The sequence below is a fragment of the Streptomyces sp. NBC_01283 genome (genome assembly GCF_041435335.1).
In the GTDB taxonomy this organism is placed as follows: Bacteria; Actinomycetota; Actinomycetes; order Streptomycetales; family Streptomycetaceae; genus Streptomyces.
The window spans coordinates 7,248,634-7,274,897 of sequence record NZ_CP108430.1 but is presented as its reverse complement, the minus strand read 5'-3'; the positions used below and the strand labels follow the sequence as shown (position 1 = coordinate 7,274,897).

At 71.3% G+C, this 26,264-nt stretch carries 24 protein-coding genes; 14 read left to right on the top strand and 10 right to left on the bottom strand.

Going from position 1 to position 26,264, the window contains the following annotated elements; translation table 11 throughout:
• Positions 1 to 18: 18 nt before the first annotated feature.
• The 5 genes from OG302_RS32965 to OG302_RS32945 all read right to left on the bottom strand — a co-directional run bounded on the left by OG302_RS32965 (position 19) and on the right by OG302_RS32945 (position 5,848).
• Positions 19 to 621 (bottom strand): cytochrome b/b6 domain-containing protein, encoded by a 603-nt coding sequence (locus tag OG302_RS32965; RefSeq protein ID WP_371530105.1) that lies wholly within the window; start codon positions 619 to 621, stop codon positions 19 to 21.
• Complete coding sequence (locus tag OG302_RS32960) at positions 593 to 1,258, bottom strand: molybdopterin-dependent oxidoreductase (protein ID WP_371750305.1); 666 nt, start codon at positions 1,256 to 1,258, stop codon at positions 593 to 595. Before OG302_RS32960 ends, OG302_RS32965 begins: the two co-directional genes overlap by 29 nt.
• A 141-nt stretch (positions 1,259 to 1,399) precedes the next feature.
• On the bottom strand, positions 1,400 to 2,971 hold the full coding sequence (locus OG302_RS32955; RefSeq protein ID WP_371530104.1) for an APC family permease: 1,572 nt from the start codon (positions 2,969 to 2,971) through the stop codon (positions 1,400 to 1,402).
• Between the two features lie 42 nt (positions 2,972 to 3,013).
• Positions 3,014 to 3,982 (bottom strand): hypothetical protein, encoded by a 969-nt coding sequence (locus OG302_RS32950; RefSeq protein WP_371530103.1) that lies wholly within the window; start codon positions 3,980 to 3,982, stop codon positions 3,014 to 3,016.
• Between the two features lie 210 nt (positions 3,983 to 4,192).
• Positions 4,193 to 5,848 (bottom strand): FAD-binding dehydrogenase, encoded by a 1,656-nt coding sequence (locus OG302_RS32945; protein ID WP_371530102.1) that lies wholly within the window; start codon positions 5,846 to 5,848, stop codon positions 4,193 to 4,195.
• Between the two features lie 189 nt (positions 5,849 to 6,037).
• On the opposite strand from OG302_RS32945, the gene OG302_RS32940 reads away from it, so the two are divergent.
• Genes OG302_RS32940 through OG302_RS32915 form a run of 6 tightly spaced genes read left to right on the top strand, consistent with a single transcriptional unit; the run spans position 6,038 to position 9,757 of the window.
• On the top strand, positions 6,038 to 7,033 hold the full coding sequence (locus OG302_RS32940) for a DMT family transporter (protein ID WP_371530101.1): 996 nt from the start codon (positions 6,038 to 6,040) through the stop codon (positions 7,031 to 7,033).
• 40 nt (positions 7,034 to 7,073) lie between these two features.
• Positions 7,074 to 7,703, top strand: a complete 630-nt coding sequence (locus OG302_RS32935) for a TetR/AcrR family transcriptional regulator (protein WP_371530100.1) — start codon at positions 7,074 to 7,076, stop codon at positions 7,701 to 7,703.
• Positions 7,696 to 8,469: a glucose 1-dehydrogenase gene (locus OG302_RS32930; RefSeq protein ID WP_371530099.1), complete on the top strand. Its 774-nt coding sequence runs from the start codon at positions 7,696 to 7,698 to the stop codon at positions 8,467 to 8,469. Before OG302_RS32935 ends, OG302_RS32930 begins: the two co-directional genes overlap by 8 nt.
• A gap of 15 nt (positions 8,470 to 8,484) precedes the next feature.
• On the top strand, positions 8,485 to 9,021 hold the full coding sequence (locus tag OG302_RS32925) for an NUDIX domain-containing protein (RefSeq protein WP_361834063.1): 537 nt from the start codon (positions 8,485 to 8,487) through the stop codon (positions 9,019 to 9,021).
• Between the two features lie 20 nt (positions 9,022 to 9,041).
• On the top strand, positions 9,042 to 9,434 hold the full coding sequence (locus tag OG302_RS32920; protein WP_371530098.1) for a YidH family protein: 393 nt from the start codon (positions 9,042 to 9,044) through the stop codon (positions 9,432 to 9,434).
• Positions 9,422 to 9,757: a DUF202 domain-containing protein gene (locus OG302_RS32915; RefSeq protein ID WP_371530097.1), complete on the top strand. Its 336-nt coding sequence runs from the start codon at positions 9,422 to 9,424 to the stop codon at positions 9,755 to 9,757. Before OG302_RS32920 ends, OG302_RS32915 begins: the two co-directional genes overlap by 13 nt.
• 72 nt (positions 9,758 to 9,829) lie before the next feature.
• Here the strand turns inward: OG302_RS32915 and OG302_RS32910 are convergent, their stop codons facing one another.
• Positions 9,830 to 10,786, bottom strand: coding sequence for an NADP-dependent oxidoreductase (locus tag OG302_RS32910; protein ID WP_371530096.1), 957 nt, complete (start codon positions 10,784 to 10,786; stop codon positions 9,830 to 9,832).
• A gap of 205 nt (positions 10,787 to 10,991) precedes the next feature.
• On the opposite strand from OG302_RS32910, the gene OG302_RS32905 reads away from it, so the two are divergent.
• The 3 genes from OG302_RS32905 to OG302_RS32895 all read left to right on the top strand — a co-directional run bounded on the left by OG302_RS32905 (position 10,992) and on the right by OG302_RS32895 (position 13,792).
• Positions 10,992 to 11,288 carry a hypothetical protein gene (locus OG302_RS32905; RefSeq protein ID WP_371530095.1) on the top strand — a complete coding sequence of 99 codons (297 nt, stop codon included), beginning with the start codon at positions 10,992 to 10,994 and terminating at the stop codon, positions 11,286 to 11,288.
• A 229-nt stretch (positions 11,289 to 11,517) separates the two neighbouring features.
• Positions 11,518 to 12,552, top strand: a complete 1,035-nt coding sequence (locus tag OG302_RS32900) for a phosphotransferase family protein (RefSeq protein WP_371530094.1) — start codon at positions 11,518 to 11,520, stop codon at positions 12,550 to 12,552.
• A gap of 7 nt (positions 12,553 to 12,559) precedes the next feature.
• Positions 12,560 to 13,792 carry an acyl-CoA dehydrogenase family protein gene (locus tag OG302_RS32895; protein WP_371530093.1) on the top strand — a complete coding sequence of 411 codons (1,233 nt, stop codon included), beginning with the start codon at positions 12,560 to 12,562 and terminating at the stop codon, positions 13,790 to 13,792.
• A 6-nt stretch (positions 13,793 to 13,798) separates the two neighbouring features.
• Here the strand turns inward: OG302_RS32895 and OG302_RS32890 are convergent, their stop codons facing one another.
• From OG302_RS32890 to OG302_RS32880, 3 genes are read right to left on the bottom strand one after another with little or no spacing between them, the layout of a single operon-like run.
• Positions 13,799 to 14,392: a TetR/AcrR family transcriptional regulator gene (locus OG302_RS32890; protein WP_361834050.1), complete on the bottom strand. Its 594-nt coding sequence runs from the start codon at positions 14,390 to 14,392 to the stop codon at positions 13,799 to 13,801.
• Between the two features lie 22 nt (positions 14,393 to 14,414).
• Positions 14,415 to 16,115 (bottom strand): class I adenylate-forming enzyme family protein, encoded by a 1,701-nt coding sequence (locus OG302_RS32885; RefSeq protein ID WP_371530092.1) that lies wholly within the window; start codon positions 16,113 to 16,115, stop codon positions 14,415 to 14,417.
• The gene (locus OG302_RS32880) at positions 16,112 to 16,876 is read right to left on the bottom strand and encodes an SDR family oxidoreductase (protein ID WP_371530091.1); all 765 of its coding nucleotides are present in this window, start codon (positions 16,874 to 16,876) and stop codon (positions 16,112 to 16,114) included. Before OG302_RS32880 ends, OG302_RS32885 begins: the two co-directional genes overlap by 4 nt.
• A gap of 158 nt (positions 16,877 to 17,034) precedes the next feature.
• Between OG302_RS32880 and OG302_RS32875 the strand changes: the two genes are divergently transcribed.
• From OG302_RS32875 to OG302_RS32860, 4 genes are all read left to right on the top strand, one after another.
• Positions 17,035 to 18,315, top strand: coding sequence for an exo-beta-N-acetylmuramidase NamZ domain-containing protein (locus OG302_RS32875; RefSeq protein ID WP_371530090.1), 1,281 nt, complete (start codon positions 17,035 to 17,037; stop codon positions 18,313 to 18,315).
• 133 nt (positions 18,316 to 18,448) lie between these two features.
• Complete coding sequence (locus OG302_RS32870; RefSeq protein ID WP_371530089.1) at positions 18,449 to 19,798, top strand: erythromycin esterase family protein; 1,350 nt, start codon at positions 18,449 to 18,451, stop codon at positions 19,796 to 19,798.
• 131 nt (positions 19,799 to 19,929) lie between these two features.
• Entirely contained in the window at positions 19,930 to 21,183 is a 1,254-nt protein-coding gene (locus OG302_RS32865; RefSeq protein ID WP_371750304.1) for an MFS transporter, read from the top strand.
• A gap of 61 nt (positions 21,184 to 21,244) precedes the next feature.
• Complete coding sequence (locus OG302_RS32860) at positions 21,245 to 22,525, top strand: serine-threonine protein kinase (RefSeq protein ID WP_371530088.1); 1,281 nt, start codon at positions 21,245 to 21,247, stop codon at positions 22,523 to 22,525.
• 25 nt (positions 22,526 to 22,550) lie between these two features.
• Here the strand turns inward: OG302_RS32860 and OG302_RS32855 are convergent, their stop codons facing one another.
• The gene (locus OG302_RS32855; protein ID WP_371530087.1) at positions 22,551 to 25,373 is read right to left on the bottom strand and encodes a penicillin acylase family protein; all 2,823 of its coding nucleotides are present in this window, start codon (positions 25,371 to 25,373) and stop codon (positions 22,551 to 22,553) included.
• 249 nt (positions 25,374 to 25,622) lie between these two features.
• Here OG302_RS32855 and OG302_RS32850 point away from each other — a divergent pair, with 249 nt between their 5' ends.
• Positions 25,623 to 26,231, top strand: coding sequence for a hypothetical protein (locus OG302_RS32850; protein WP_371530086.1), 609 nt, complete (start codon positions 25,623 to 25,625; stop codon positions 26,229 to 26,231).
• The last annotated feature ends 33 nt before the right edge of the window (positions 26,232 to 26,264 follow it).

Sequence of the window (26,264 nt, the reverse complement as noted above, 5' to 3'; positions counted from 1 at the left end):
CCGGCCGGCTTTTTGCGTCTACTTCCGCCACAGCGGATGCTCCCGTTCCGCCCACTCCGGGTCCACCGAGCCGGTCCGCATTCCCCGCCTCGCCTCCGGGTCCGCCCATGCCATCCCCACATGCCCGGCGATCACCACGCCGATTGCCAGGGCCAGCCAGTCGTGGACGAACGTGCTTCCCGTGCGCCAGGCCAGCGGGGCGAGGTGCGTGAACCACATCAGCAGGCCCGTGCCCAGCATCACCAGGACCGCCCCGGCGAGCCAGCCCGCGTACAGCTTCTGGCCCGCGTTGAACTTGCCCGCCCGCCGGGTGCGGCGCCGCAGCCAGGCCCGGTCGTACGGGCCGAAGCGGTTCAGGAGGCGCAGGTCGCCGCGGAAGGCGCGGGACGCGAGGCCCGCCAGGAAGGGGGCCGGGAGCAGCAGCCCCGACCATTCGTGGACGGTCACCACCAGCGCGCGGCGCCCCACGAGCTCGGCGAGCTGCGGAATGTACAGGCACGCCGCGGTCCCGATGCAGACCAGCATCAGGAGTGCCGTCATCCGGTGCACCCACCGCTCCGCCGGGCTGAACCTCCTGACCCGTGCGGACACTTCAGGCCGTGGGCTTGTCGTCCCTGCCATTCGAATCACCCACCCACGCGTCGACGTCGTAGCCGCGCTTCTCCCAGTAACCCGGCTCCACCTCGTCCGTGAGCGTGATCCCGGAGAGCCACTTCGCCGACTTGTAGAAGTACATGGGGGCGGCATAGAGGCGGACCGGGCCGCCGTGGCTGTGGCCCAGGTCCTTGTCCTGCATGCGCAGCGCCACCAGCATGTCCGCCCGGCGCGCCTGCTTCAGGGTCAGGCTCTCGCTGTACGCCCCGTCGAAGCACGTGAAGCGGACGGCCCGGGCGGTGGGGCGTACCCCGGCCGCGTCCAGCAGCCGGGAGAGGCGTACGCCCTCGAAGGGCGTGTCCGGCACCCGCCAGCCCGTCACGCACTGGACGTCGCGCACCATGCGGGTCTGCGGCAGGGCGCGCAGTTCGGCGAGGGAGTACGTCGTGGGGCGGTCCACCAGGCCGTCGATCTTCAGACGGTACGTGGACGCGCTCTTGTGCGGGACGGACGCGGCCACCGAGTAGTAGCGGAAGCCGCCGCCGTTCGGGAGCAGGTCCGTCAGGCCCGTGGGGTCCTTGTCGGACGCGGCGCCCAGGAAGGATTCGAGGCCCCGCTGGAGCGGGGGCGCGGCGGCCACGCCCAGGGCGCCGAGGCCGAGCATGCCCAGGACCAGACGGCGGCCGACCGGCGTGCCGCCGCCCCGGTCCTCTTCGGGCGGGTGTCGCGGGGAGGTTGTCACCCTTGGATTCGAGCACCCGCGGCCCCCGGAGTACAGGGGCCGCGGTCATCCGTCAGCGTTCCGTCATACCTGGCCGGACGGTTCCTCGGCCGCCTTCTCCAGCTGGAACGCCTCGTTGCCCAGGCCGATCCGCGCGTGCGCCTCGGGCCTGGTCGAGCGCAGGACCGCGCCGTAGACCAGGCCGATCACGGCGGCGAGCAGGATGATGCCGGGCAGCACCCAGCTGAGCGCCGAGCCGGGGCCCGCGCCGACCAGGACGTCGAAGTCCTTGACGGTGTAGCCCGCGATGACGAGCAGGCCGGCCGCGGCGAGCGCGGAGGCGGTGATGCGCCAGACCTGGGCGCGCGCGGCGCCGCGTCGTACGAAGAAGACGATGACGGCTACGGACGCGGTGGCCATCAGGAGGATGACGCCCAGGGCGCCGATGTTGCCGCCCCAGGTGAACAGGTGCAGGACCGGGGCGGTCGGGTCGCCGAACTCGCCGTCGTCGGTCACCGCGAAGGCCACCACGATCAGGACGGAGATGACCGTCTGGAGCAGGGAGCCGGTGCCGGGGGCGCCGGTCGAGGTGTTGGTCCTGCCGAACGTGGCGGGCAGCAGGCCCTCGCGGCCCATGGCGAAGGCGTACCGCGCGACCACGTTGTGGAAGGAGAGGATCGCCGCGAACATGCCGGTCACGAACAGGACGTGGAGTACGTCGGTGAAGGTGCCGCCGAGCCGGGACTCGGTGAGCCCGAAGAGCAGCCCGGCGCTCTGTTCCCGCGCGGCCGGGACGATGCCCGAGGGTCCGGCGGCGACCGTGAGCGCCCAGGAGCTGATCGCGAAGAAGATCGCGACGAAGCCCACCGCGAAGAACATCACGCGGGCGACGACGACCTGCGGGCGGCTGGTCTCCTCCGCGTACACGGGAGCCTGCTCGAAGCCGGTGAAGGCGGCGATGCAGAAGCAGAGCGAGGTGGCGACGCCCGCGCCCGTGAGGGTGTCGGGGTTGAACGCGTGCAGGGACAGGCCTTCCTTGGCCGGGTCCGCGATGGCCGCGATGTCGAAGATGACGACGAGCGCCACCTCGATGAGCAGCAGCACGCCGAGCACGCGCGCGTTCAGGTCGATCTTCAGCCAGGCGAGCACGCCGACGAGGGCGACGGTGACAAGTGCCGGTATCCACCAGGCGACTTCGACGTCGAAGTAGGTGTTGAGCAGCCCGGAGACCTCGAAGCCGAGGAGGCCGTAGAGGCCCGCCTGCAGGACGCTGTAGGCGACGAGCGCGACCAGCGAGGCGCCCGCGCCCGCGGTGCCGCCGAGGCCCCTCGATATGTACGCGTAGAAGGCGCCCGCGTTGTGGACGTGACGGCTCATCTCGGCGTACCCGAAGCTGAACAGACCGAGGACCACGCCGAGGATGAGGAAGAGCAGCGGCTGTCCGACCACGCCCATCACGCCGTATGTGGTGGGCATGACACCGGCGACGACCATGAGCGGCCCGGTCGCCGCGAGGACGGACAGGAGCAGGCCCGCCGTGCCGAGCCGGCCGGCCCGCAACGCCGTCTCCTCGCCCTTGTACGTGCTGATCCCGCTCCCGGCGGCTGTGCTCGCGGGTCTCGTGTCGCTCGTGCTGCTCGAACTGCCCGTCGCCATGGCGCGGTTGTCCTTTCGGAGTGGGCCGGTTGGTGCGGTGGGTCAGGCGGCGCCGAGCGCGGCGCTGCGCGCGGCGGTGAACGCCTTGTACGGGTCCCGGTCGGGGTACGACCAGGGGGCTCGGGTCGCGTGCCGTCCGATGCGGTGGAAGAGGGCGGCCGACTCGGCGGCCCGGCCCTCGCAGAACTTGGCGTGGGCGAGGAAGTTGAGGTCGACGCGGCAGCGCGGGTGCCTCGTGCTGCCGGGGCTCCCGGGCATCTCCCACTCCAGCCACCAGTCGAAGGCGGCCTTCATGACCTGGCGGGCCCTGCGTCCCGTCCAGTGCTGGGAGGCCGCGGGGTCGACGGGCTCGCTGCCCGCGGCGGCGAGGACGCGGTAGCGCTCGGCGTGCGCGATGACGGGCAGCACCGCCAACGGCGAATCATCGGGCGCCTGTTCAGCGGCCCACGCGGCGAAGTCGTACACCTCGTGCAGCGGGTCCTGGCCCGCTGCGGGGCGCCGCTCGGCGAGCCTGGCCACCATCAGGTGGTGGGCGTGGTGGTGCCCGGGGTGCCGGTGGCGGACCTCGTCGAAGAGCCGGACGACGTCCTCCTCGCGGCCCAGGGAACGCTCCAGGGTGAGCAGCGCGAGCCAGGGCGTGGGGTCGGCCGGCAGCAGCGCGGCCACCTCGCGGCAGGCGTCCCGCGCCTTCTCCGAGCGGCCCTTTCCGCGCAGCGCGAGGTGCACCGAGGCATAGGCGAGCAGCACCGCGGCGTCGGTGCTCTCCGGTTCGGCCATCCGCCAGTCACGGGTCCAGGCGGTGGTGGTGTGCTCCTGTGCGAGTACGTCGAACCGGTGGCCCCTGCGGTCCCAGTCGTCGCCGGTGGCGGCGAGCAGCGCGCGGACCTCGGTCCAGCGGCCCTGGGCCAGGGCGGTACGGGCGTCGACGAGTTCGGCGTCGTCGAGTGCGGGGTCGAAGGCGTAGGCCGCCCGCTTGCGGGAACGGCCCAAGGGGGGTGGGGGTGGTGACACCGCGGGACTTCCTCCCCGGCGCGGATCGCGTGCGGATGATCACGCACAGCAAAGCGGTAGGCGGCGCTCCAGTCAAGGGCCGCCTACATCCCGCTCTTCACCAACTCGTTTCAGAATCCTCAGACTTCACCCCCGACCTGCGAGGTTGCGCATCAGGACACGATTCGGACAAGCGGCGACGATCATTCCGCGATGCGGCGAACGCACCTCTCAGCTCACCGACTTGGCGGCCGCGCGGCCCGCCGTGCGCCCCGAGAAGAGGCAGCCGCCGAGGAAGGTGCCTTCGAGCGAGCGGTAACCGTGCACTCCCCCGCCGCCGAAACCGGCCGCCTCCCCGGCCGCGTACACGCCGGGAAGCGGTTCGCCGCCCTCGGTCAGGACGCGCGAGGACAGGTCGGTCTCCAGGCCGCCGAGGGTCTTGCGGGTGAGGATGTTGAGCCGCACCGCGACGAGCGGGCCCGCCTTGGGGTCGAGGATGCGGTGCGGGGCGGCGGCCCGGATGAGCCGGTCACCGAGGAACTTGCGGGCGCCGTGGATCGCGGTGACCTGGAGGTCCTTGGTGAAGGGGTTGGCGATCTCGCGGTCGCGCGCGGTGATCGTGCGGCGCAGCGCGGCCTCGTCGATGAGGGGCTCCTTGGTGAGGGCGTTCATGCCGCGCACCAGAGAGGTGAGGTCCTTCTCGACGACGAAGTCGGCGCCGTTGTCCATGAACGCCTTCACCGGGGCGGCCACGTCTGCGCGCGCCCGGTCGATGACGCCGCGCACGGACTTGCCGGTGAGGTCGGGGTTCTGCTCGGAGCCGCTGAGGGTGAACTCCTTGCCGATGATGCGCTGGTTGAGCACGAACCAGGTGTATTCGTACCCGGACTTCATGATGTGTTCGAGCGTGCCGAGGGTGTCGAAGCCGGGGAAGAGCGGCACGGGAAGCCGGTCGCCGCGCGCGTCGAGCCAGAGCGAGGAGGGGCCCGGCAGGATGCGGATGCCGTGGTTGTCCCAGATGGGGTTCCAGTTCTGGATGCCCTCGGTGTAGTGCCACATGCGGTCGCGGTTGATGAGGCGGGCGCCGGCCTCCTCGGTGATGCCGAGCATCCGCCCGTCGACGTGCGCGGGCACGCCGGAGACCATCCGCTCGGGCGGCGTGCCGAGCCGCTCGGGCCAGTTGGCGCGGACGAGGTCGTGGTTGCCGCCGATGCCGCCGGAGGTGACGATCACCGCCTGGGCCCTGAACTCGAAGGGCCCGGCGACCTCACGGCTGCTGGGCTTGCCGCGCTCGGCGGTGGAGGGTTCGAGGACCTCGCCGCTGACGGTGTCGACGCTGCCCGCGCTGCGGGAGAGCCCGGAGACCCGGTGTCGGAACTTGAGCTGGACGAGGCCGCGGGCGACGCCTTCGCGCACGCGCCGCTCGAAGGGGGCGACCAGGCCGGGGCCCGTGCCCCAGGTGATGTGGAAGCGCGGCACGGAGTTGCCGTGCCCCTGCGCGTCGTAGCCGCCGCGTTCGGCCCAGCCCACCACGGGGAAGAACCGCACGCCCTGCCCGTGCAGCCAGGAGCGCTTCTCGCCCGCCGCGAAGTCGACGTACGCCTCGGCCCACTTGCGCGGCCAGTGGTCCTCGGGGCGGTCGAAGGCGGCCGTGCCCATCCAGTCCTGGAGGGCCAGGGCGTGCGAGTCCTTGATGCGGAGCCTGCGCTGCTCCGGGGAGTCGACGAAGAAGAGCCCGCCGAAGGACCAGTGGGCCTGGCCGCCGAGCGACTGCTCGGGTTCCTGGTCGATGAGGATGACCCGGCGGCCCGCGTCGACGAGTTCCGCGGTGGCGGCGAGGCCCGAGAGGCCCGCGCCGATCACGATGACGTCTGCGTCGTAGGCCATCCGGGGGTTCCTCCTAAGCAGGGGCTTACTGGTGAGTCAGATCCTGGGCAGCGAAGTGACCGGCGTCAACCGTCCGGCCGGGGTGACTCGTGGAGCGGAGCATCCCGGGGAGGACTATCGTCGGCCGGGTACCCGCCGAATCCCCGCCCCCTGGCCCGCATCGAGCCCTCTCCCGTCCTGAGGTACGACGTGTCGGTTCTGGTCCTCGTCCTCTCCGTGTCGGCCGCCTGCTGCCTGGGCTTCGGCTTCGTGTTCCAGCAGGACGCGGCGCAGCGCGCCCCGCTGAGCGACTTCCTCTCGCCGCGGCTGCTGCTCGATCTGGTGCGGGTGCCGGAGTGGCTCGGCGGGATCGGCCTCATGGTGTGCGGCATGGTCCTCGGCGCGCTCGCGCTCGGCCAGGGCGAGGTGTCCCTGGTGGAGCCGCTGCTGGCCACGAACCTGCTCTTCGCGCTCACCCTCTCCCGCCATCGCACCAAGCAGCCCCTGGGGCGTCAGGGCTGGTCGGGGCTCGTGCTGCTCGCGGGCGGGGTCACCGCGTTCATCGTGGCGGGTGAGCCGCGGGGCGGGGACGCCGAGTCGGATCCGCTGCGGCAGTGGCTGATCATCGGCGTGATGGTGGGCTCCGCGATGCTCCTCACGGTGTACGCGAAGGGGTCCCGGCACCGGTTCACCGCCGGGCCCGTGCTGCTCGGCGTGGCGGCGGGGCTGCTCTACGGCGTGCAGGACGCGCTGACCCGGGTGAGTGGGGGGCGGCTCTCCGAGGAGGGCTGGCTCGCGCTGCTCACGGGGTGGCAGCCGTACGCGGTGCTCGTGCTCGGGGTGACGGGGCTGCTCCTGGTGCAGAGCGCGTTCGAGACGGCGCCGCTGCGGATGTCGCTGCCCGCGCTGACCGCCGCGCAGCCGCTGGCCGGGATCGCGTGCGGGGTGGGGTTCCTGGGGGACCAGCTGAGGATGGACGCGGGGGCGCTCGCGTGGCAGGCGACCGGTCTCGCGGCCATCGTGGGCGGGATCGTGCTGCTGGGGTCGCATCCGGCGATGCCGAGGACCGGGGAGCGATTACGGGCCCCTGGGCCGTGCGCACCGTCGTCACCGGCTCCGCCGAGTTCGTCATCGAGCGCCGGACCGGCCGCGGATCCTGGCCCTCCGGCATCTGGGCAGCGGGGCCTGGGGCGGCACCACAGGTGACCGCCTCGCCTTTAATAATGGCCAGCATTACAATGGGACCATGCCGAGGACCTCAGGACCCGAGACCCGCGAGAAGCTGATCCGCGCGGGCGAGGAAGTGTTCGCCGCACAGGGCGTGCACGGCGCACAGCTGCGCGACATAGTGCGGCTCGCGGGGCAGAGCAACCCCTCCGCGGTGCAGTACCACTTCGGCAGCCGGGCGGGCCTCCTGGACGCCGTCATGGCCGAGCGCCAGACCCGTACGGAGAAGGTGCTGGCCGCCGGGCTCGCACAGGCCCCCGACGGACTGCGCGGGCTCCTGCACGCCCTCGTGGCAGCCGAGGCCTCCGAGCTGCGCACCGAGCGGGGCCTGCGCTGTCTGCGCGTCTCCGCCCAGCTCAGCCACGAGAGCGGCGTCCGCACCCGCACCCCGCACCCGACCCTCGACGGCACCGTCTACTGGGAGCTGATCGGCCGCGTCGAGGACTGCCTCACCGCCCTCCCGGAACCGCTCCGCCTGGAGCGCATCGACCTGGCCCTCACCCTCGTCGGCGCCGCCATGTCCGACCGCGCGGGCCAGTACCTGGCCGGCGTCACCCCCCTGACCGGCGAACCGCTGTTCCTCGCGGATCTCGTCGAGACCACCACGGCCCTGCTACGGGCCCCACATCGCGGAGAGAACCATGAGTGAAGCGCACGACCTCACCGGCAAGACCGTCGTCATCACCGGAGCCGCCCGCGGCCTCGGCGCGGAGGCCGCCCGCCAGGCGGTCGCCGCCGGTGCGAACGTCGTCCTGACCGACGTCCTCGACAAGGAGGGCGAGGTCACCGCCGCCGAGCTCGGCGAGCGCGCCCGCTTCGCGCATCACGACGTGACGTCGGAGGAGGACTGGCAGCGCGTCGTGGAGCTCGCGGTGACCGAGTTCGGCGGGGTGCACGGCCTGGTCAACAACGCCGGTATATCCACGGGCCAGTTCCTGGAGTCGGAGTCGGTCGAGCACTTCCGCAAGGTCCTCGACATCAACCTCACCGGCGTCTTCATCGGCATGAAGAGCGTCATCCCTGCCATGAAGGAGGCCGGCGGCGGCTCCATCGTCAACATCTCGTCCGCGGCCGGACTCATGGGCCTCGCGCTCACCGCCGGTTACGGCGCGTCCAAGTGGGGCGTCCGCGGCCTCACCAAGATCGGCGCCGTGGAGCTCGGCACCGCCCGCATCCGCGTCAACTCCGTCCACCCGGGCATGACGTACACCCCGATGACCGCGCAGGTGGGCATCGAGAAGGGCGAGGGCAAGTACCCCAACACCCCGATGGGCCGGGTCGGCGAGCCGCACGAGATCGCGGGCGCCATGGTCTTCCTGCTCTCGGACGCCGCCTCGTACGTGACCGGCGCCGAGCTCGCCGTCGACGGCGGCTGGACCGCGGGACCCACCGTGAAGTACGTCATGGGGCAGTGAGGTTGGATGGCCGGCATGACGACGAACAGCCGGCCCGTGCCCGACCCCAGTGAAGAGATCCTGGACATCGTCGACGAGAACGACGAGGTCGTCGGCGAGGCCCCGCGCGGTGAGGCGTACGCGCGGGGCCTGCGCCACCGTTGCGTGTTCATCCAGGCACGGGACGCCGAGGGCCGCGTCTTCGTGCACCGGCGCACGCCCGTCAAGCTGGTCTTCCCCTCGATGTACGACATGTTCGTCGGCGGTGTCGTCGGGGCCGGCGAGTCCTACGACGACGCCGCCCTGCGCGAGGCGGAGGAGGAGCTCGGGGTCCACGGACTGCCGCGCCCCACGCCCCTGTTCAAGTTCCTGTACGACGACGGTGCGGGGCACACCTGGTGGTCGTACCTCTACGAAGTGCGCTGCGACCTGCCGGTGGACCCGCAGGTCGAGGAGGTCGCCTGGCACGCCTTCCTCACCGACGAGGAGCTGGAGCGTCGGCTCGGCGAGTGGGCGTGGGTGCCGGACGGGCTCGCGGCGTACGAGCGGCTGCGGGAGTTCCGCGCAGGTTAGGGCGGGTTAGGGTGCGGCGAGTGAGCAACTTCGTACAGAGCCTGCGTCTGTGGTTCGCGCCCGAGCGGATCCGCGACGAGGGCGACACCCCCGACTACCGCTTCTCGCTCGCCAACGAGCGCACCTTCCTCGCCTGGCTGCGCACCGCGCTCGCCCTCATCGGCGGCGGTTTCGCGGTGGACCAGTTCCTGCCCGACCTGCGCTGGGGGTGGCGCATCGGGCTCGCCCTCGCCCTGCTCGCCGCGGGCGTGCTCAGCTCCTTGCGCGCGGTCAACCACTGGGTGCGCTGCGAGCGGGCCATGCGGCGCGGCGAGGATCTGCCGGTCTCGCGCTTCCCGACCGTCCTGAGCGTGACCGTCGCGGTCGTGGCGCTCGCCATGGTCGTCGTCGTGCTCTTCGGGTGGGAGGGGTGACGGACCAGGCCCCGGTCCAGGTCCGCGATCCGGGGCTGCAGCCGGAGCGCACGCGCCTCGCGTGGCGGCGTACGACGCTGTCCTGCACCGTCGCGGCCGTCCTCGCGGCGCGGGCCGCCCTCCAGGAGGGCACCACTGCCCTGTCCGTCGTCGCCTGCGCCCTCTGCCTGCTCCTGTGGCTCGGTTTCCTGGTCGTGGCGCACCGCAGGATGACCGAGCTCGCCGCCAGCGGCAGGCCGCCCCGGCTTCCGGCGCGGGCCGCGGCGACGGCCGCCCTGTGCACGATGGCGCTCGCGGCGTGCGCGACGGCCATGGTGTTCTGAGCGGCCCAACCCGGCCCAGCCCAACCCGGCCCAGCCCAGCCCGGCCCGGCCCGGCCCGGGAGAAGGCCGCCGTCAGTGCTTGGCCGGGCCGTCGTCTGCCGTCCAGTCCACGGTGACGACGATCTTGCCCCGGGTACGGCCCTCCGCGTTCAGGCGGTACGCGTCCGCCGCCCGCTCCAGCGGGAACGTCTCGGAGACATGGACCGTGACGACGTCCTGCTCCACGAGCTGCGTCAGGCGCTGGAGGTCGTCGGCGTCCGGGCGCACGAAGCAGTAGTGGCCGCCGAGGCCGATGACCGCGCCGTCCGCGATCGAGGCGAGACGGCCGCCGGGCGCGAGGAGTTCGGCCGACACCTTGAGGGTGTCGCCGCCGACCGTGTCGAAGGCGGCGTCGACGCCCTCCGGGGCGAGGGCGCGTACGCGCTCGGCCAGACCGTCGCCGTAGGTCACCGGTTCGGCGCCGATCTCGCGCAGGAAGTCGTGGTTGCGTTCGCTCGCGGTGCCGATGACGCGGGCGCCCGCGTGCCGGGCCAGCTGGACGGCGATGGAGCCGACGCCGCCGGCCGCCGCGTGCACGAGCACGACGTCGCCCTCCGTCACCGCGAGCGTCTTGACCATCACCTGATAGGCGGTGAGACCGGCGAGCGGCAGGCCGGAGGCCTCCTCGAAGGTGAGGTTGCGCGGTTTGCGGGCCAGGGTGCGTACGGGGGCCGCGACGTACTCGGCGAAGGTGCCGCGCGAGAGGAAGTCCTCGCGCACGTAGCCGATGACCTCGTCGCCCACCACGTACTCCGGGACCGAGGCGCCCGGCTGTACCACGACGCCCGCGACGTCCCAGCCCGGGATCACCGGGAAAACGGGGTCGAGGATGCCGTCGAGGTGTCCGGCCATGCACTTCCAGTCGACGGGGTTCACCGACGCGGCGCGGACTTTCACCAGCACGGAGTCGGGGCCGACCTTGGGGTCGCGCACATCGCCGTACTCGAGGACTTCGGGGCCGCCGTACCGGCGGTAGCTGATCGCCTTCATGAGGTCGGCTTCATGGGAGTGCCTTCGTGGGTTCGCCCTTGTGGGGCAGCGGTGCGGTGGCGGTCCGGTGATCGTCCTGGGCCGTCCGGGGCCGTCCGGTGGTGGAAACATCAACAAGGCTTCCATATCCCCATCAAAGCGGCATCGAGTACTAGCCTGAGAGGGTCACTCCCCTCCCCCCGCCCCCACAGAAGGTGCACGCGCCATGACCACGCTCCACCACGAACACCCCGTTCACGAGCACATCCACGGCCCCGCCTGCGGACACCCCGAGGTGCCGCACGGCGACCACGTCGACTACGCGCACGACGGGCACATGCACCGCCTGCACTCCGGCCACTGGGACGAGTGCGAGGCGGACGAGCACTCCGTCCACGAGGGGCACGACCACCGGCACGGCGAGGGCTGCGGGCACGCCTCGGTGCTGCACGGCGACCACGTCGACTACGTCCACGACGGCCACCGGCACGCGGCGCACGGCGACCACTGGGACGACCACTGAGGCTCCCGCCGAGCCACTCCGGGGCGCGCCGCCCCGGCCGCCTTCCCCCGCACGGACGCCAAGTGGCAGTCTGTGGCGGGGGATCGGCATATTCGGGGGCACCCCCGCCGCCGCGATCCTGATCACGTTCCTCCTGCGCTCTGGACTACATACCGACTGGTCGGCATCATGAACGTCAGCGCGACGCAGCGCGGCGACACCGACGACGACCGTCCGACCAGGAGCGAAGATGAGCTCAGACCATCCACCAGGCCTCGACCTCGACCAGTTGCGCGGCCACCTGGACCGCGAGCGGCCGGGCCTCGTGGGCGGGCCGCTCACCGCCCGGCTGATCGAGGGCGGCCGGTCGAACCTCACGTACGCCGTGACGGACGGCACCTCGCGCTGGGTCGTGCGGCGGCCACCGCTCGGGCACGTCCTTGCGACCGCGCACGACATGAAGCGCGAGCACCGTGTGATCAGCGCGCTGCACCACGGGACCGACGTGCCGGTGCCGACGCCCGTGCTGCTCTGCGAGGACCCCGACGTGCTCGGGGCACCCTTCTACGTCATGGACTTCGTGGAGGGCACGCCGTTCCGCACCGCCGAGGAGCTGGCGCCGCTGGGTGCCGAGCGCACCCGTGCCGCGGTCCTCGGCCTCGTCGACACCCTCGTCGACCTGCACTCCGTGGACCCGGAAGCGGTCGGCCTCGGTGACTTCGGGCGGCCCGACGGCTTCCTGGACCGGCAGCTGCGCCGCTGGGGCAAGCAGCTGGACGCCTCGCGCAACCGCGACCTGGCGGGGATCGACGAGCTGCACGCCGCCCTGGGGCGCCAGCTGCCCGTCTCCCCCGCGGCCACCGTCGTGCACGGCGACTACCGCCTCGACAACGTCCTGATCGGCGGGGACGACCGGATCAAGGCGATCCTCGACTGGGAGATGTCCACGCTCGGCGATCCGCTCACCGACCTGGGCCTGCTCGTCATGTACAGCACGAAGCTCCAGCTTCCGGACTCCCCCATCAGCACCACGGCGGGCGCCGCCGGGCACCCGCAGGCCGCCGAGCTGGTCGAGCGGTACGCCGCGCGCTCGGGGCGCGACGTCTCCGCGGTGTCCTGGTACACGGCGTTCGCGTGGTTCAAGCTCGCCGTGATCCTGGAGGGCATCCACTACCGGTACACGCTCGGCCAGACGGTCGGCGCGGGCTTCGACCGCATCGGGGAGCTGGTCCCCGTCTTCATCGAGCACGGCCTCACCACCCTCCAAGGACGACAGGAAGGCTGAGACAGCCATGGACTTCGCATTCGACGCCCGCACCGAAGAGCTGCGCGACAGGCTCCTCACCTTCATGGACGAGCACGTCTACCCGGCGGAGAAGACGGCCGAGGAGCAGCGCGCCCAGCTCGCCTCTCCGTGGGACACCCCGGCGATCGTCGGCGAGCTGAAGGCCGAGGCACGCAAGCAGGGCCTGTGGAATCTTTTCTTTGTAGACCAGCACAGCCTGCCGGACGCCGAGCACGGCGCCGGGCTCACCAACCTCCAGTACGCGCCGCTCGCCGAGATCACGGGCCGCTCCCCGCACCTGGCGCCCACCGCGCTGAACTGCGCGGCCCCGGACACCGGCAACATGGAGGTCCTCGCCCAGTTCGGCAACGAGGAGCAGAAGAAGCAGTGGCTCGAGCCCCTGCTCGCCGGTGAGATCCGCTCGGCGTTCGCGATGACCGAGCCCGAGGTCGCCTCGTCCGACGCCACGAACATCACGACGCTCATCGAGCGCGACGGCGACGAGTACGTCATCACCGGACGCAAGTGGTACATCTCCGGGGCGATGAACCCGGACTGCCAGATCTTCATCCTGATGGGCAAGACGGACCCCGGGAACTCCGACCCGCGCCGCCAGCAGTCCATGGTGCTCGTGCCGCGCGACACCCCCGGCCTCGAAGTGCGCCGCGCCATGCAGGTGTACGGGTACGAGGACCACTCCCACGGAGGGCACGCCGAGGTCGTCTTCGACCGGGTCCGGGTCCCCGTCAGCAATCTGATCGGCGAGGAGGGCGGCGGCTTCGCCATCGCCCAGGCCCGGCTCGGCCCCGGCCGCATCCACCACTGCATGCGCCTGATCGGCATGGCCGAGCGGGCCATCGAGCTGATGTGTCGGCGCGCGGTGGCGCGTACGGCGTTCGGCAAGCCGCTCGCCCAGCAGGGCGTCGTCCAGGAGTGGATCGCGGACGCCCGGGTCGCGGTGGAGCAGCTGCGGCTGCTCGTCCTGAAGACCGCGTGGCTGATGGACACCGTGGGCAACAAGGGTGCGCACACGGAGATCCAGTCCATCAAGATCGCGACCCCGCGGACGGTGGTGGACATCCTCGACCAGGCCGTGCAGCTGCACGGCGCGGGCGGCGTCAGCCAGGACTTCCCGCTGGCGGAGCTGTGGGCCTCCGCGAGGACACTGCGGCTGGCCGACGGTCCCGATGAGGTGCACCAGCGGTCGCTGGCCCGGCGGGAGCTGAAGAAGTACCTGTAGGAAACGCTACGGCCGCAGCGCCCTCAGCAGCAGGTCCGCCAGGTGGTCGGCGACCTGCTGCGGGGTGAGCGGACCGTTCGGGCGGTACCAGGTGGACAGGTGGTGGACGGAGCCGAAGTGGTAGTCCACCACCAGGTCCGCCGGGGTGGCCTTCGAGAAGACGCCGGCCTCCTGGCCCTCCTCGATCAGCGCACGGAACCGCTCGTGGTAGCGGCGGCGCTCGGAGCGGACCTGCTTGTTCTTCTCCGGGCTCAGGTGGTGCATGGAGCGGAAGAAGATCGAGGCGTCGTCGAGGTTGTCGATCGTCGTGACGACCACGTCCGCCGCCGCGTCCCGCACCCGCTGCTCGATGGGCGCGTCGGAGTCCGCGTAGGCGTCGAGGCGCTCCTGCTGGACGCGCAGGACGCGTGCGTACACCTCGTGCAGGAGGTCGTCCTTGGAGCCGAAGTAGTGGTAGAGCGCACCCTTGGTGACGCCTGCCGACTCCACGATCTCCTGCACCGACGTGCGGTCGTAGCCGCGGTCGGCGAAGAGCCGCGTGGCGGCGGCGAGCAGCCGCTGAGGGACGGGCGTGCCGTCACCGTCCGTCGTCCTGGCCACTGCCGCCACCTGCCTTTCGGGGTTACTGGCTCTCGTCGCGCCGAGAGCTCGTGTCGTTGCGGGAACGCAGTTCCCGCCGGAGGATCTTCCCACTTGTGGTCTTCGGCAGCTCCGGCAGGATCTCGACCGCGCGGGGGTACTTGTACGCCGCGAGCCGCTCCTTGCAGTACGCCGCCAGCTCGTCCGGTGCCACGTCGGCCTGCGGGCGCAGGCTGACGAAGGCCTTGACGGTCTCGCCGCGATAGCTGTCCGGGACGCCGATCACCGCCGCCTCACGGACGGCTGCGTGACTGTAGAGGACGTCCTCCACCTCGCGCGGCCAGACCTTGAAACCCGACGCGTTGATCATGTCCTTCTTGCGGTCGACCACGTAGAGCCAGCCCTGGGCGTCCATGAAGCCGATGTCGCCGGTCCGCAGCTCGCCGTCGGGGAACGCCTCGCACGTGGCGTCGGGAAGATTCCAGTAGCCCGGCACGACCTGCGGGCCGCGCACGGTGATCTCGCCCTGTTCGCCGAAGGGGACGTCCGCGCCGTGGTCGTCGACGATCCTGACGACCGTCTCGGGGCCGGGGACACCGACGGCGAGGGTGCCGGACACCGGGTCGACGGGTGCCTCCTGGCCCGGCGGCACGGAGGCGCAGGGGGCGGTGCACTCGGTGAGGCCGTACCCGTTGTGGATGTAGGGGCCGAAGCCCGCGCGGAACTTCTCCACCAGGGCGGGCGGCAGCGGCGCGCCGCCCGAGGAGATCATCGCGAAGGAGTCGAAGTGCTCCCGCGTGACGGAGGGGTGGGCGGCAAGCGCCATGAAGGCCGTGGAAGGGCCCACGGTGTACGCGGGGCGGTGCTCGGCGAAGGCGTCCAGGACGACCCCGGCCTCGAAGCGGTACGCGAGCGCGAGGGTGCCCGCGTTGGCCAGGCAGCCCGCGACCTGCGCGACCATGCCGGTGATGTGGAAGAGCGGCGCCATCGCGAAGTAGCAGGCGCCTTCGGGGATGCCGGAGCCGGTGCGCTGCCGCTCGGCGTTGTAGGTGATGTTCCCGTGGGTGTTCATGGCGCCCTTGGGGGTGCCGCTCGTGCCCGAGGTGTAGCTGATCAGCGCGATGTCGGCGGGGCCGAGCTGCCGGTCTCCGGGGGCGGGGAGCTCCTGCCGGGCGACGGTCACCAGGTCCTCGGCGTCGGCGGCCTGCGGGAGGCGTTCGAAGTCCAGGACGCGGGTGTCGTTGCGGGTCTGCAGGTCGAGCTGGCAGGCGGTGAGCACGATGCGGACGGGCGAGGCCGCCGCCGTGTCGCGCAGATATGTCTCCCAGGCGCGGTCCGAGCAGATCAGCGCGGTCACGTCGGCGTCCGCGAGGACGTGCCCGACCTCCGCCGACTTGTACATGGGGTTCACCGGCACGACCGTGGCGCCCGCCTTCCACGCGCCGAGCAGCGCGATCACGAAGTGCGGGGTGTTCTGCAGCAGGATCGCGACCCGGTCGCCCCGGGCGAGCCCGCGCGCGGCCAGGTGTCCGGCGACGGAGTCGGTGAGGGCGTCCACCTCGCGGTAGCTCAGGCGCCCGTCGAAATAGGCGAGGGCCGTGTGCTCGGGGGCCCTGAGCACCGAGGCGCGGAAGGCGTGCACGACGGAGGCGGCGGGCTCGATGGGCCCGCGCTGGGCGTCGTTGAGGCGGCCGAGCCAGGGCTTGGCGGCGTATATGGAGGCGGTCGGGGTCGCGTCGCTCACCGCTCCGTCGCCTCCCACTTCTGCTGGAGGTGGTTCATGCCGGTGAGCCACTTGTCGGGCTCGGCGGCGCGGATGCGGTAGTACTCGGCGACCTCGGGGTGCGGCAGGATCAGGAAGCGGTTCTCCTCCATCCCGGCGAAGAGCGCGTCCGCGACGTCCTCCGGCTCGATCGCGGTGGGGGTGAGCACGATGTCGCCCGCGGTGCCGGTGGCGGCGAGCATGTCGGTGCGCACGCCCTGCGGGCAGATCGCGTGGACGTCGATCCCGCGGTGCCGGTAGGTCAGCGAGAGCCACTCGGCGAAGGCGTACGCGCCGTGCTTGGTGACGCTGTAGGGCGCGGCGCCGATCATGGTGAGCAGGCCGGCCGCCGAGACGGTGGAGACGAAGCGGCCACTGCCGCGCTCCAGCCAGTCGGGGAGCAGCGCGTGGGCCGCGCGGACGTGGGCCATGACGTTGACGTCCCAGGCCGTGGCCCAGACCTCCTCCGGGGCGGCCTCCGAGCCGCCGGAGCCGAGGCCCGCATTGGCGCAGTACACGTCGATCGTGCCGCTCAGCGCCTCTCGGGCCTCCGGCACGATCGTGGACGCGTCGCCCGGCACGGCCACGGCACCGATCTCGTCGGCCACCGTCTTCGCCTTGGCCGCGTCCAGGTCGTTGACCACGACGCGCGCCCCGGCGGCGGCGAACCGGCGGGCCAGCGCGGCCCCGATCCCGCCTCCGGCACCGGTGACGACAACTCCCTTGTCCTGCAGGGTCTCCACGTTCGGTCTCCTTCGACTGCGGCTCCGCTGTGATCGCAGACTAACCAGTCGGTATGTTCGGATGGAAGGGGGCCGGGACGCCGGGTTCGTTCCCCGGCGGGGGTCCGCGCGCTAGCGTGCGTGGCCATGACAGCCACCGCGCTCACGGAGGTCTCTGTATGAACCTGTCCCGACGCAGCCTGTCCAGACGGGGCCTGCTGGCCGCCACCACGGCCACCGCTCTCACCTCGGCGGCCCCGGCGTCCGCGGCGGGAGGCGGGGGCGGCTCGGGCGGCGGACCGGGCGGCGGCCGGCGGCTGCGCACCGGCTTCGAGCGGCTGTCCGCGGACGGCTACGCGCTCCTGGACGGCGAGCGGGTCGGCATCGTGACGAACCCGACCGGCGTCACCCGGGACGTACGGCACATCGTGGACGTCATGCACGCCGACGACCGGGTGAACCTGGTCGCGGTGTTCGGCCCCGAGCACGGCTTCCGGGGGACGGCGCAGGCGGGCGGATCCGAGGGGCGCCACGACGACCCCGCCACCGGGCTTCCCGTCTACGACACGTACCAGAAGAGCGGCAAGGCGCTGGCCGACATCTTCACGGCCGCCGGCGTCGACACGATCGTCTTCGACATCCAGGACGCGGGTGCGCGTTTCTACACGTACATCTGGACGCTCTTCGACTGCATGGAGTCGGCCGAGCTCGCGGGGAAACGGTTCGTCGTCCTGGACCGGCCGAATCCGGTGACGGGGCGCGGCGCGTACGGTCCTGTCCTGCACAAGGAGTTCGCGACGTTCGTCGGCAGGCAGCCGATAGCGCAGGCGCACGGCATGACGGTGACGGAGCTGGCGCTGCTGTTCAACGGCGAGTTCCTGGAGCGGCCCGTCGAGCTGGAGACCGTGAAGATGACCGGGTGGAAGCGCTCGGACTTCTACGACGCCTCCGGGCTGCCGTGGGTGCCGCCCAGCCCGAACATGCCCACGCCCGACACCGCCCTGGTCTACAGCGGCACCTGCCTCTTCGAGGGCACGAACCTCTCCGAGGGGCGCGGCACGACCCGTCCCTTCGAGCTGCTCGGCGCGGACGGCATCGACCGGAAGTGGGCGGCCGCCGCGAACGCCGTGGACCTGCGCGGGGTGCACTTCAGGGAGGCCTACTTCGCGCCGACGTTCTCCAAGTTCCAGGGCAAGACGATCGGCGGCGTCCAGCTCCACGTGCACGACCGGGAGGCGTACGACCCGGTGCGCACCGGCATCGCGCTCCTGGTGACCGCCAAGAAGGTGTGGAGCGGCTTCGCCTGGCGCTCCGACAACTGGATCGACAAACTGACGGGCTCCACGCAGGTCCGCACCATGATCGACGCGGGTGCGGACACGGACGAGGTGGTGGGGGGCTGGCAGGACGAGCTCGCCCGCTTCCGTGCCGTGCGGAAGCGGTATCTGCGCTATCACTGAGCCGCCCCGCCTCGTTCGCCGGTGGGGGGGGCAGGCCCCACCGGCGAGTGGGGTGCCTGCCGGATGGCAGGTGCCCCTGGCGGACCGGGATCGTGATCTTCAGCTCCGTACACCCGAGTTGAGGAGATCCCGCATGCCATGGACAGCACAGCCGGCACGGACGGCACGTCGCGCAGTTCCCCTGGCGCTGGTCGGCACACTCGGCCTGGGGGCGCTGGTCGCGCCCCAGGCCGCCGCCCGGACAGAGCCCGGCCCGGCGAATCCGGTCCCGGCGATCGAGCGCGCGGCCCACCCCCTCCGCTCGACCGACCCGGGCGGCTCCACCAAGGACCTGCGGCCGATGGGCCGCATGGTGGGTGAAGCTTCCGTGGTGGGCCTGGGCGAGGCCACACACGGTTCGCACGAGTTCTTCACGATGAAGGACCGGGTCTTCCGCTATCTCGTCGAGGAGAAGGGGTTCACCACCTTCGCCCAGGAAGTCAGCTGGACGACGGGGCTGCGCTTCGACGCGTACGTGCACGGGGGCGAGGGGGACGTGCGCGAGCTCGTCCACAAGGAGCTGGCGAAGACGCCCTGGGACACCGAGGAGTACGTCGAGCTCCTGACGTGGATGCGCGCGTACAACGAGAAGCACCCGGACCGCCAGGTGCGCTTCCTGGGCGACGACCTCAACTACCCCGAACTCGGGCATGAGCTGTTCGACGGCGTGGAGGACTACGTCCGCGCGCACGAGCCGGACCTGCTGCCCAGGATCACCGAGCTGTACGCGCCGATCCGCCGCCTCTCGGACGGGGACACGTACATGGCCAGGCCCCTGGAGGAGCGGCGGAAGCTGGCCGGCCAGGCACGGGAGGCGCTGAAGCTGCTCGAGCGCCTTCAACCGGCCTCGCCCGACCGGGAGTTCACCCTGGTGATGCAGCACGCCCGGTCCGTCTCACAGACCGCCACGATCTACGCCTTCCCCTTCGACACCCCCGAAGGGGTCAAGGACGGCATGCTGTACCGCGACCGCCTCATGGCCCGGAACACCGCCTGGTGGCAGAAACAGACCGGCGACAAGGTGCTCCTGTCGGCGCACAACGCCCATGTCGGGTACGAGAGTTACGATCCGCGCTACCCGAAGATGCAGGGCGCCTTCCTGCGCGACCGGCTCGGCAAGCGGTACGTCAGCATCGGATTCACCTTCGACCAGGGGTCGTTCATGGCGCAGAGCGAGGAGTCCGAGGCGTGGAAGCCCCGGTCCGTGGGCGCGGCCGAGCGCGGCACGAACGAGTACACCCTCGACAAGGTGCGGCACGACGACTACTTCCTCGACATGCGGACCGCCCCCGCGGCCGCCCGGAAGTGGCTCGGCAAGGGCCGGCTGACCCAGAGCATCGGCACGGCCTACCCGGACGGCCCCCACAAGATCCGGCTCGCGCCCACCCACGACATCCTCGTCCACCTGCATCGCGTCACCGCAGCTCACCGCCAGTCTCAATGACCGAGACAGGCCGTCCCGGCTATTGACTGGCCCATACATCCAACGTGAGAGTGCCGCTCGTGCACAGCGAAATCTCACCAGAGAAGACCCAGCCGGACGCCGCGCCCGAGCCGGACGCGAGCCCCGAGAGCATGCGCCGCGTGGCCGTGGCGTCGTTCATCGGGACGGCCATCGAGTTCTACGACTTCTACATCTACGGCACGGCCGCCGCGCTCGTCCTGAACGAGGCGTTCTTCCCGACCCTGGACCCGGTCAACGCCACCCTCGCCTCCTTCTCGACGTACGCGGTGGCGTTCGCGGCGCGGCCCATCGGGTCGGTGGTCTTCGGGCACTTCGGTGACCGGGTCGGCCGCAAGTCGGTGCTCGTGGCCTCGCTGCTGCTCATGGGTCTTTCGACGGCGCTCGTCGGACTCCTGCCCGGATACGGCACGTTGGGCATCTGGGCGCCGGTCCTGCTGATCCTGCTGCGCTTCCTGCAGGGCATCGGACTCGGCGGCGAGTGGGGCGGGGCCGCGCTGCTCGCGGTGGAGCACGCACCGAAGAAGAAGCGCGGCCTGTACGCCGCCTTCCCCCAACTGGGCCCGTCCGTCGGGTTCTTCGCGGCGACCGGCGTCTTCTGGCTGCTGTCCTCGGTGCTGTCCGACGACGCGTTCCGGTCCTGGGGCTGGCGCGTGCCGTTCCTGCTCTCCTTCCTCCTCGTCGGCGTCGGACTCTTCGTGCGGCTGCGCATCAGCGAGACCCCGGTCTTCGCGAAGGTCATGGACGCCCAGGAGGCCAGCAAGGTCCCCACGCTCGACGTCCTGCGGCGCTATCCGCGCGAACTGCTGCTCGGTGCGGGCGGGATGATCGTCGCCTACGGCCTCTTCTACACGGCGACGACGTACTGCCTGGCCTACTCCACCGGCACCCTGGGCGTCTCCCGCAACACCATGCTGGGCCTCTCGCTGGTCGCCTGCCTCTTCCTCGCGGCCGGTACGTGGCTCGCCGCGACCCGCTCCGACGGTGCGGGCCGCCGCAAGCTGATCCTCGTGGGCGCCGGGCTCGCGGTGGTGTGGGGCCTGGTGCTCTTCCCGCTCCTGGACACGGAGCAGCCGGTGCTCATGGCCCTGGCGATCGGCGGCGCGCTGTTCTGCATGGGCGTGGTGTACGGGCCGATGGGCGCGTACCTGCCGGAGCTGTTCGGCTCGAACGTGCGCTACTCGGGCGCCTCGCTCGCCTACAACCTCGGCGGTGTGCTCGGCGGCGCGGTCTCCCCGCTGGTGGCGACGCGGCTGCAGTCCGCGTTCGGTTCCTCGTCGGTCGGCTGGTACGTGAGCGCCATGGCGGTCGTGTCCCTGGTGTGCGTGCTCGCGCTGCCGGAAACCCGCGAGCGGGAACTGACGTGAGCCCGAGCGGCCCCGATGTGTGGTGCGGGACATCTGGTCAGTGCACCGGGGCCGCAGGACGATGGTCCGCGTGGAGCCCTACTGGGAACTGACCTTCGACGCCGACGGGGATGTCGACACCACGCAACGCGACCGTCTCCTGCGTGAGGTGGCCGACGAGCACGTCACCGATCTCCTCGTCCTCGCGCACGGCTGGAACAACGACCAAGACATGGCGACCGACCTCTACCGACGGTTCTTCGCACCGTGCCAGGACCTCGCGGGCCCGCGCGTACGCCTGGGATACGTGGGCGTGCTCTGGCCCGCCATCCGCTTCCCCGACGAGCCGATCCCGGACTACGACCCCTCGCTCACCGCCACCGGGCCGGGCCCGGCACCGGGCGCGGGGCCCCTCCTGGACGAGCCGACCCGGCTCCTCCTCGCCCGCACGTTCCCCGACCACGAGAACGAACTTGAGCGGATCGGCGCGCTGCTCGCGGAGCGCTCCCCGGTGCCGTCGCGCCTCTACGAGTACGGACGTCTCGTGCGCGACCTGGTCGCCGTGCACGAGAACAGCGCCGCCCGGCGATTCGCCAACGACACCTGGGCGGGCGAGCCCGCCATGCTGACCGACGACGCGGTCGAGGTGTGCCAGGTGTTCGCCGCGGCGATGGAGGAGACCGGCCAGCAGGAGCTCTTCGGCGGCCTGCGCAAACGGCTGTGGAACGGGGCGCACGAACTCCTGCGCCAGGCCAGCTACTACGCCATGAAACGCCGGGCGGGCTCCGTGGGCCAGCTGGGCCTCGGCCCCGCGATCGGACTGCTCGCCCGTGAGGCACCGGACGTACGGGTGCATCTCGTCGGGCACAGCTTCGGCGCGCGGCTCGTGGCGTACGCCCTGCACGGGATGCCCGCGTCGGTGCGCAGCGTGAAGTCCACGACGCTGCTCCAAGGGGCCTTCTCGCACTACGCGTTCTCCAGGCGCCTGCCGCACGCGCCCTCGCGCAGCGGCGCGCTCAACGGCACGCAGCGGCGGATCGACGGGCCGCTGGTGTCCTGCTACTCCCGCCATGACGACGCCCTGGGCAAGATCTACCCACTGGCCTCGAAGATCGCCGGGGACTCCTCGACGTTCCTCGGCCTCTGGGAACGCTGGGGCGCCATCGGGTACGACGGCATCCGGGCGGTGGACGGCGCCAAGCGGGTCAAGCTGGGCCGGGCGATCCCCGCCAAGGGGTGCGTGAGCGTGGACGCGTCCGCAGTGGTGCGGCGCGGCGGACCGCCCTGCGGCGCACACAGCGACATCTGCCACGAGGAACTGGCGCGTGTCGTGTTCGCCGCGGGGCGGATCGCTCTGGCGTGACTCCCTTGCGTCTGGAAGTGCTTGTCTAGCGGTGCTCGGGGAACTCGACGACCTGCTGGTACGTGGGCCGGTTCTGCCACTGGATCGGCCCGTGCGTGATGCCGCCGAGCGCCCGGTGGATGATCGAGTCCGCGCACCACTGCTCACCGGCCTTGCAACTGTCGTCGCCGGGATACACCTCGGTGGCGGGCTTGGCGGCGGCCTGCGTGAGGGTGGTCAGGAGCGCGTCACGACAGGCGTCGAGCTTGCCCCCGCCGCAGTACGCGTCCCCGAGCTTGCCCTCCACGGGCTCCCCGAGGACCGCCCGCAGATCCTTGTCCGCGAAGCCCCACCAGCCGTACTGGAAGGCCGATCCGGCGTGCGCGCCGGTCGGGCCGTGCCCGGCGGAGGGTGACTCGTCGGTGCCGAGCTGCGCCGTCAGCGCCTCGTACAGGTCCTTGCCCAGGCCCGGCTTGAACTCGGCCTCGACCAGGAGGGGCCACCAGGCGTCCATGATGCGTACGGCGTCGGGGTGGGCGTACGTCTTGGAGCCCGCCGCCGTCTGATTGCGCTGGGCCCCGGCCTTCTGCCACGCCTCCAGCTGCTGGACGGCCTTGGCCTGCTGGGGATCCGTGACGGGCTTGCTGCGCACCACCTTGAGCAGTTCGGGCAGCACCTGCTCACCGCGCAGGTCGGTGACCGCCGCCTCGGACATGGCCCGGGTCAGCGCGGCCCGTGTGACGCCGCCCTTCTCGGTGAGCTTCTTCACCCGCCCGTCGAGCAGGTCGCCGCGGTGCACGGCGCTCAGGCCGAAGCCCGCCGCGCTGAAGTCCTTGGCCTGCTTGTTGTTCCAGGAGATGTAGTAGTCCTGGTTGACGGACTGCGGGTGCTCGGCCGGCGGGGTCTGCGCCGAGGTGTTGTTCTCCGGATCGAAGTCCCGCCATTCATTGGCCTGTTGGGCCTTGACGGGCAGGGCGGGGTCGATGTCCTTGGCGCGCTCGGGGTTGGCGCCGCTGTTGTAGTACGCGGTGTCGCGCGAGTCGGCGTAGAACCAGTTGAAGGCGTAGCTGATGTGCTCGGCGGCCTTCTTGAAGGTCGACGCGTCCTTGACGTACGACGGGTCGTTCAGCATCTGGAAGCCGATGATCGAGTCGGCCTCGTGGCGGTAGGTGGACCGCAGCGAGACATAGGCGACGGGCTTGCCCTCGACGCTCGCGCGGTGCGTCACGACGCCGTACTTCGTGCGGAACACCTGCATGCGGTAGGAGCCCGCGGCCGTGGAGTCGGCGAGGGTCGGCTTCCAGGCGTTCTTGCGCTCCAGCTTCTCCATGGGGGTACACGTGTCGTGGTGGAGATAGTGGGTGGACTGCTTGGTGGGGGCGCCGCCGCCCGGTTCGCAGAGCTCGACGGCGTACGTGTCCGTGATGTCCTGCCCGGCGGACGTGGCCGACCAGGCGTAGTCCTGGCCGCGCCCCAGCTGGACGTACATGCCGACGCCCGCGAAGGAGACGCCCCGCGCGCTGATGCCGGGGCCCTGGAGCTCCTGCTGCATGAGGAGCTGGGGGGCGAAGTAGCCGGTCTGCGGGCCGAAGACGGCGACCGGGTTTCCGCTCGCGGTGTGCTTCCCGGAGACGACGAGGGCGTTCGACATCCCCTTCTTCTGCCCGTCCTTCTTGAACAGGCCGCCGGGCAGCACCCCGTCGTCGTACATCCCTTGGAGCGGTTTCAGCTTCTTGGGCGCCTTCACCGGGTCCCTGAGGGCCTTGGAGGTGGACTTGGCGCCGCCCTCCCGGTCGTAGACGAGCTGTTCGCGCTCGACGGAACCGGCGTCGGGCAGCGCGGTGCCGCGCGCGTTCTCCGGCTTGCCCGCGTACGGGAAGCTCGTGCCGTCGTGGATGGTCTGGACGGCCTCGGGGTCGTTGCGGGCGCGGAAGGACTCCCACACCTTCGTGCCCTTCTCGACGCCGTACCTCTCCTGGGACTTGAGGAGGGAGAGGGCCGAGTCGACCTCTCCGCCGCCGCCGTTGCCGAAGAGGCCGCCGACGACGGACGCGAGCGCGATCATGTCGGTGACCTTGAAGGGCTCGATCTCCCCGATGTTGGTGATCGCGTCGATCTTGCCGGTCAGGACGTACTCACCGGGGAAGTAGCGGCCGTTCTTGGACTTCACGCGGTAGGCGTTCAGTCCGTCTATGTAGGCCTGCGCGTCCTCCATGGCCTGCTTGCCGCGCTCGCCCTGGGTCGTCCTGATGTACTCGACCTGCTTCTCCAGGTCCTTCTCCTCGTACGGGGCCTGCGGCCAGAACTCCTGCTCCAGGCCCTGGTTGGCGAGGGCGCCGCCCGCGAAGGAGGTCAGCTGGCCGCGGCCGATGTGCCGGAACAGGTCGATGAGCCAGAGCCGGTCCTGCCCGGCCGCGAAGCCCGCGCCGAACTCGGTGCCGTAGCGCGTGGAGCCCTTGATGTGCGGGATGCCGTACTTCTTGTCCCGGGTGATCGTCACGTCGTCGCGCGGCCTGGTGACGGAGGCGGCCTGGCCGTCGGGGACACCGAAGGACGCGTCGTTGAAGAACTCCGTCAGCTTGTCGTCGGTGAGGGACGGATAGCCGGAGGAGAGCGCGTCGTAGGGGCCCAACTGGTCATCGGCGTGGGCGGGCTGGGTGCCGAGGAGCCGGTGGGCGAGGATCTCGGCGAGCGTGGCGTTGCCGTTCGCGCCGGGCGGCAGGACGTCCGCGCACTGCCCCTCGCAGTAGTCGGCGGCCGGTGGCGGCTCGTCGGCCGCCGCCCCCGGCTGGGGCGCGAGGACGGACGCGGCGAGGGCGAGGGCCGCTGTGGCGGTGAGGGTTCTGAGCCGGACGGTGCGCTGTCGCATGGGTGCTCCTCTGGGCTCCGCTTGTGCTCCTGTGGGGTGGAGTTGGGGCGGAGGTTACTGGCGGGTTGCCGAACCCGGAAGATGAACATGCGTCGCTTTTCCAGAATCACCACATCGTCACTGCTCAAAGCCCTTCATCTCGGCTCTGATGGCATCCATCCGAAATCGGATGGGCCACAAGGGAGCCGAATCGCGTGTCGATACGTCTACTCGGCAACGTCCGAGAACGTGCGACGGAGGTGCAGGGCGATGGCCGGATTCCGGAGTCTCGCGAGACAGGTGCGTGATCCGTTGAGCGATTTGGCACTGCGGCGGTACTCACTGCGCAAGTGCCTGGAGAGGTTCGCCCCTTATGGACACCGGGCGACCTGGGATCATCTGTGCTCCCGGGCGGGCTTCGGGCCCGAGGACCGCTCTCCCGACCCGGCGCGGCTGGTGGCCGCGCTCGACGAGCTGGAAGCGGCGCGAGCGGTCTGGCTCGCCTACGAGGAGGGCTTCGCGGAGCGCCGCCGCAAGGAGAAGCACGACGGGCTGCGGCGGCCCGGCAGCGTGGACGACTGGCACCGGTGCACCTGGGGAGGGTTCGGGGTCGCCTGGTGCGACGATCCCGGCGTCCACCCCTCGGGGCCACTCGCCGAGGTACTGCGCCGGCTGATCGCGGCACTTGAGCGGGAGCCGGGCGCGGTCTGCCCGGTGTGCGACCGGTCCGACCTCGTCTGGACCCACGGCCTGGCCCACGACCCCTCGTCGGGGGCCGTCTGCACGGGCTGCGGAATCGTCGTGCCGGCCCCGGTGCTCACGCCCGACGCGATGGCACGGGCGCGGGCACGGCGGACACGGCCACTGGTCTCGGCATGAGGCCCGGCCGGTCAGGCTGCGGGTGTACGCCGG

Bases quoted from the DNA above. Each gene is read 5' to 3' on its own strand.
- OG302_RS32965 (WP_371530105.1), bottom strand. From the start codon at position 621: ATGGCAGGGACGACAAGCCCACGGCCTGAAGTGTCCGCACGGGTCAGG.
- OG302_RS32960 (WP_371750305.1), bottom strand. From the start codon at position 1,258: ATGCTCGGCCTCGGCGCCCTGGGCGTGGCCGCCGCGCCCCCGCTCCAG.
- OG302_RS32955 (WP_371530104.1), bottom strand. From the start codon at position 2,971: ATGGCGACGGGCAGTTCGAGCAGCACGAGCGACACGAGACCCGCGAGC.
- OG302_RS32945 (WP_371530102.1), bottom strand. From the start codon at position 5,848: ATGGCCTACGACGCAGACGTCATCGTGATCGGCGCGGGCCTCTCGGGC.
- OG302_RS32935 (WP_371530100.1), top strand. From the start codon at position 7,074: ATGCCGAGGACCTCAGGACCCGAGACCCGCGAGAAGCTGATCCGCGCG.
- OG302_RS32930 (WP_371530099.1), top strand. From the start codon at position 7,696: ATGAGTGAAGCGCACGACCTCACCGGCAAGACCGTCGTCATCACCGGA.
- OG302_RS32925 (WP_361834063.1), top strand. From the start codon at position 8,485: ATGACGACGAACAGCCGGCCCGTGCCCGACCCCAGTGAAGAGATCCTG.
- OG302_RS32910 (WP_371530096.1), bottom strand. From the start codon at position 10,786: ATGAAGGCGATCAGCTACCGCCGGTACGGCGGCCCCGAAGTCCTCGAG.
- OG302_RS32905 (WP_371530095.1), top strand. From the start codon at position 10,992: ATGACCACGCTCCACCACGAACACCCCGTTCACGAGCACATCCACGGC.
- OG302_RS32900 (WP_371530094.1), top strand. From the start codon at position 11,518: ATGAGCTCAGACCATCCACCAGGCCTCGACCTCGACCAGTTGCGCGGC.
- OG302_RS32895 (WP_371530093.1), top strand. From the start codon at position 12,560: ATGGACTTCGCATTCGACGCCCGCACCGAAGAGCTGCGCGACAGGCTC.
- OG302_RS32875 (WP_371530090.1), top strand. From the start codon at position 17,035: ATGAACCTGTCCCGACGCAGCCTGTCCAGACGGGGCCTGCTGGCCGCC.
- OG302_RS32870 (WP_371530089.1), top strand. From the start codon at position 18,449: ATGCCATGGACAGCACAGCCGGCACGGACGGCACGTCGCGCAGTTCCC.
- OG302_RS32865 (WP_371750304.1), top strand. From the start codon at position 19,930: ATGCGCCGCGTGGCCGTGGCGTCGTTCATCGGGACGGCCATCGAGTTC.
- OG302_RS32860 (WP_371530088.1), top strand. From the start codon at position 21,245: ATGGTCCGCGTGGAGCCCTACTGGGAACTGACCTTCGACGCCGACGGG.
- OG302_RS32855 (WP_371530087.1), bottom strand. From the start codon at position 25,373: ATGCGACAGCGCACCGTCCGGCTCAGAACCCTCACCGCCACAGCGGCC.
- OG302_RS32850 (WP_371530086.1), top strand. From the start codon at position 25,623: ATGGCCGGATTCCGGAGTCTCGCGAGACAGGTGCGTGATCCGTTGAGC.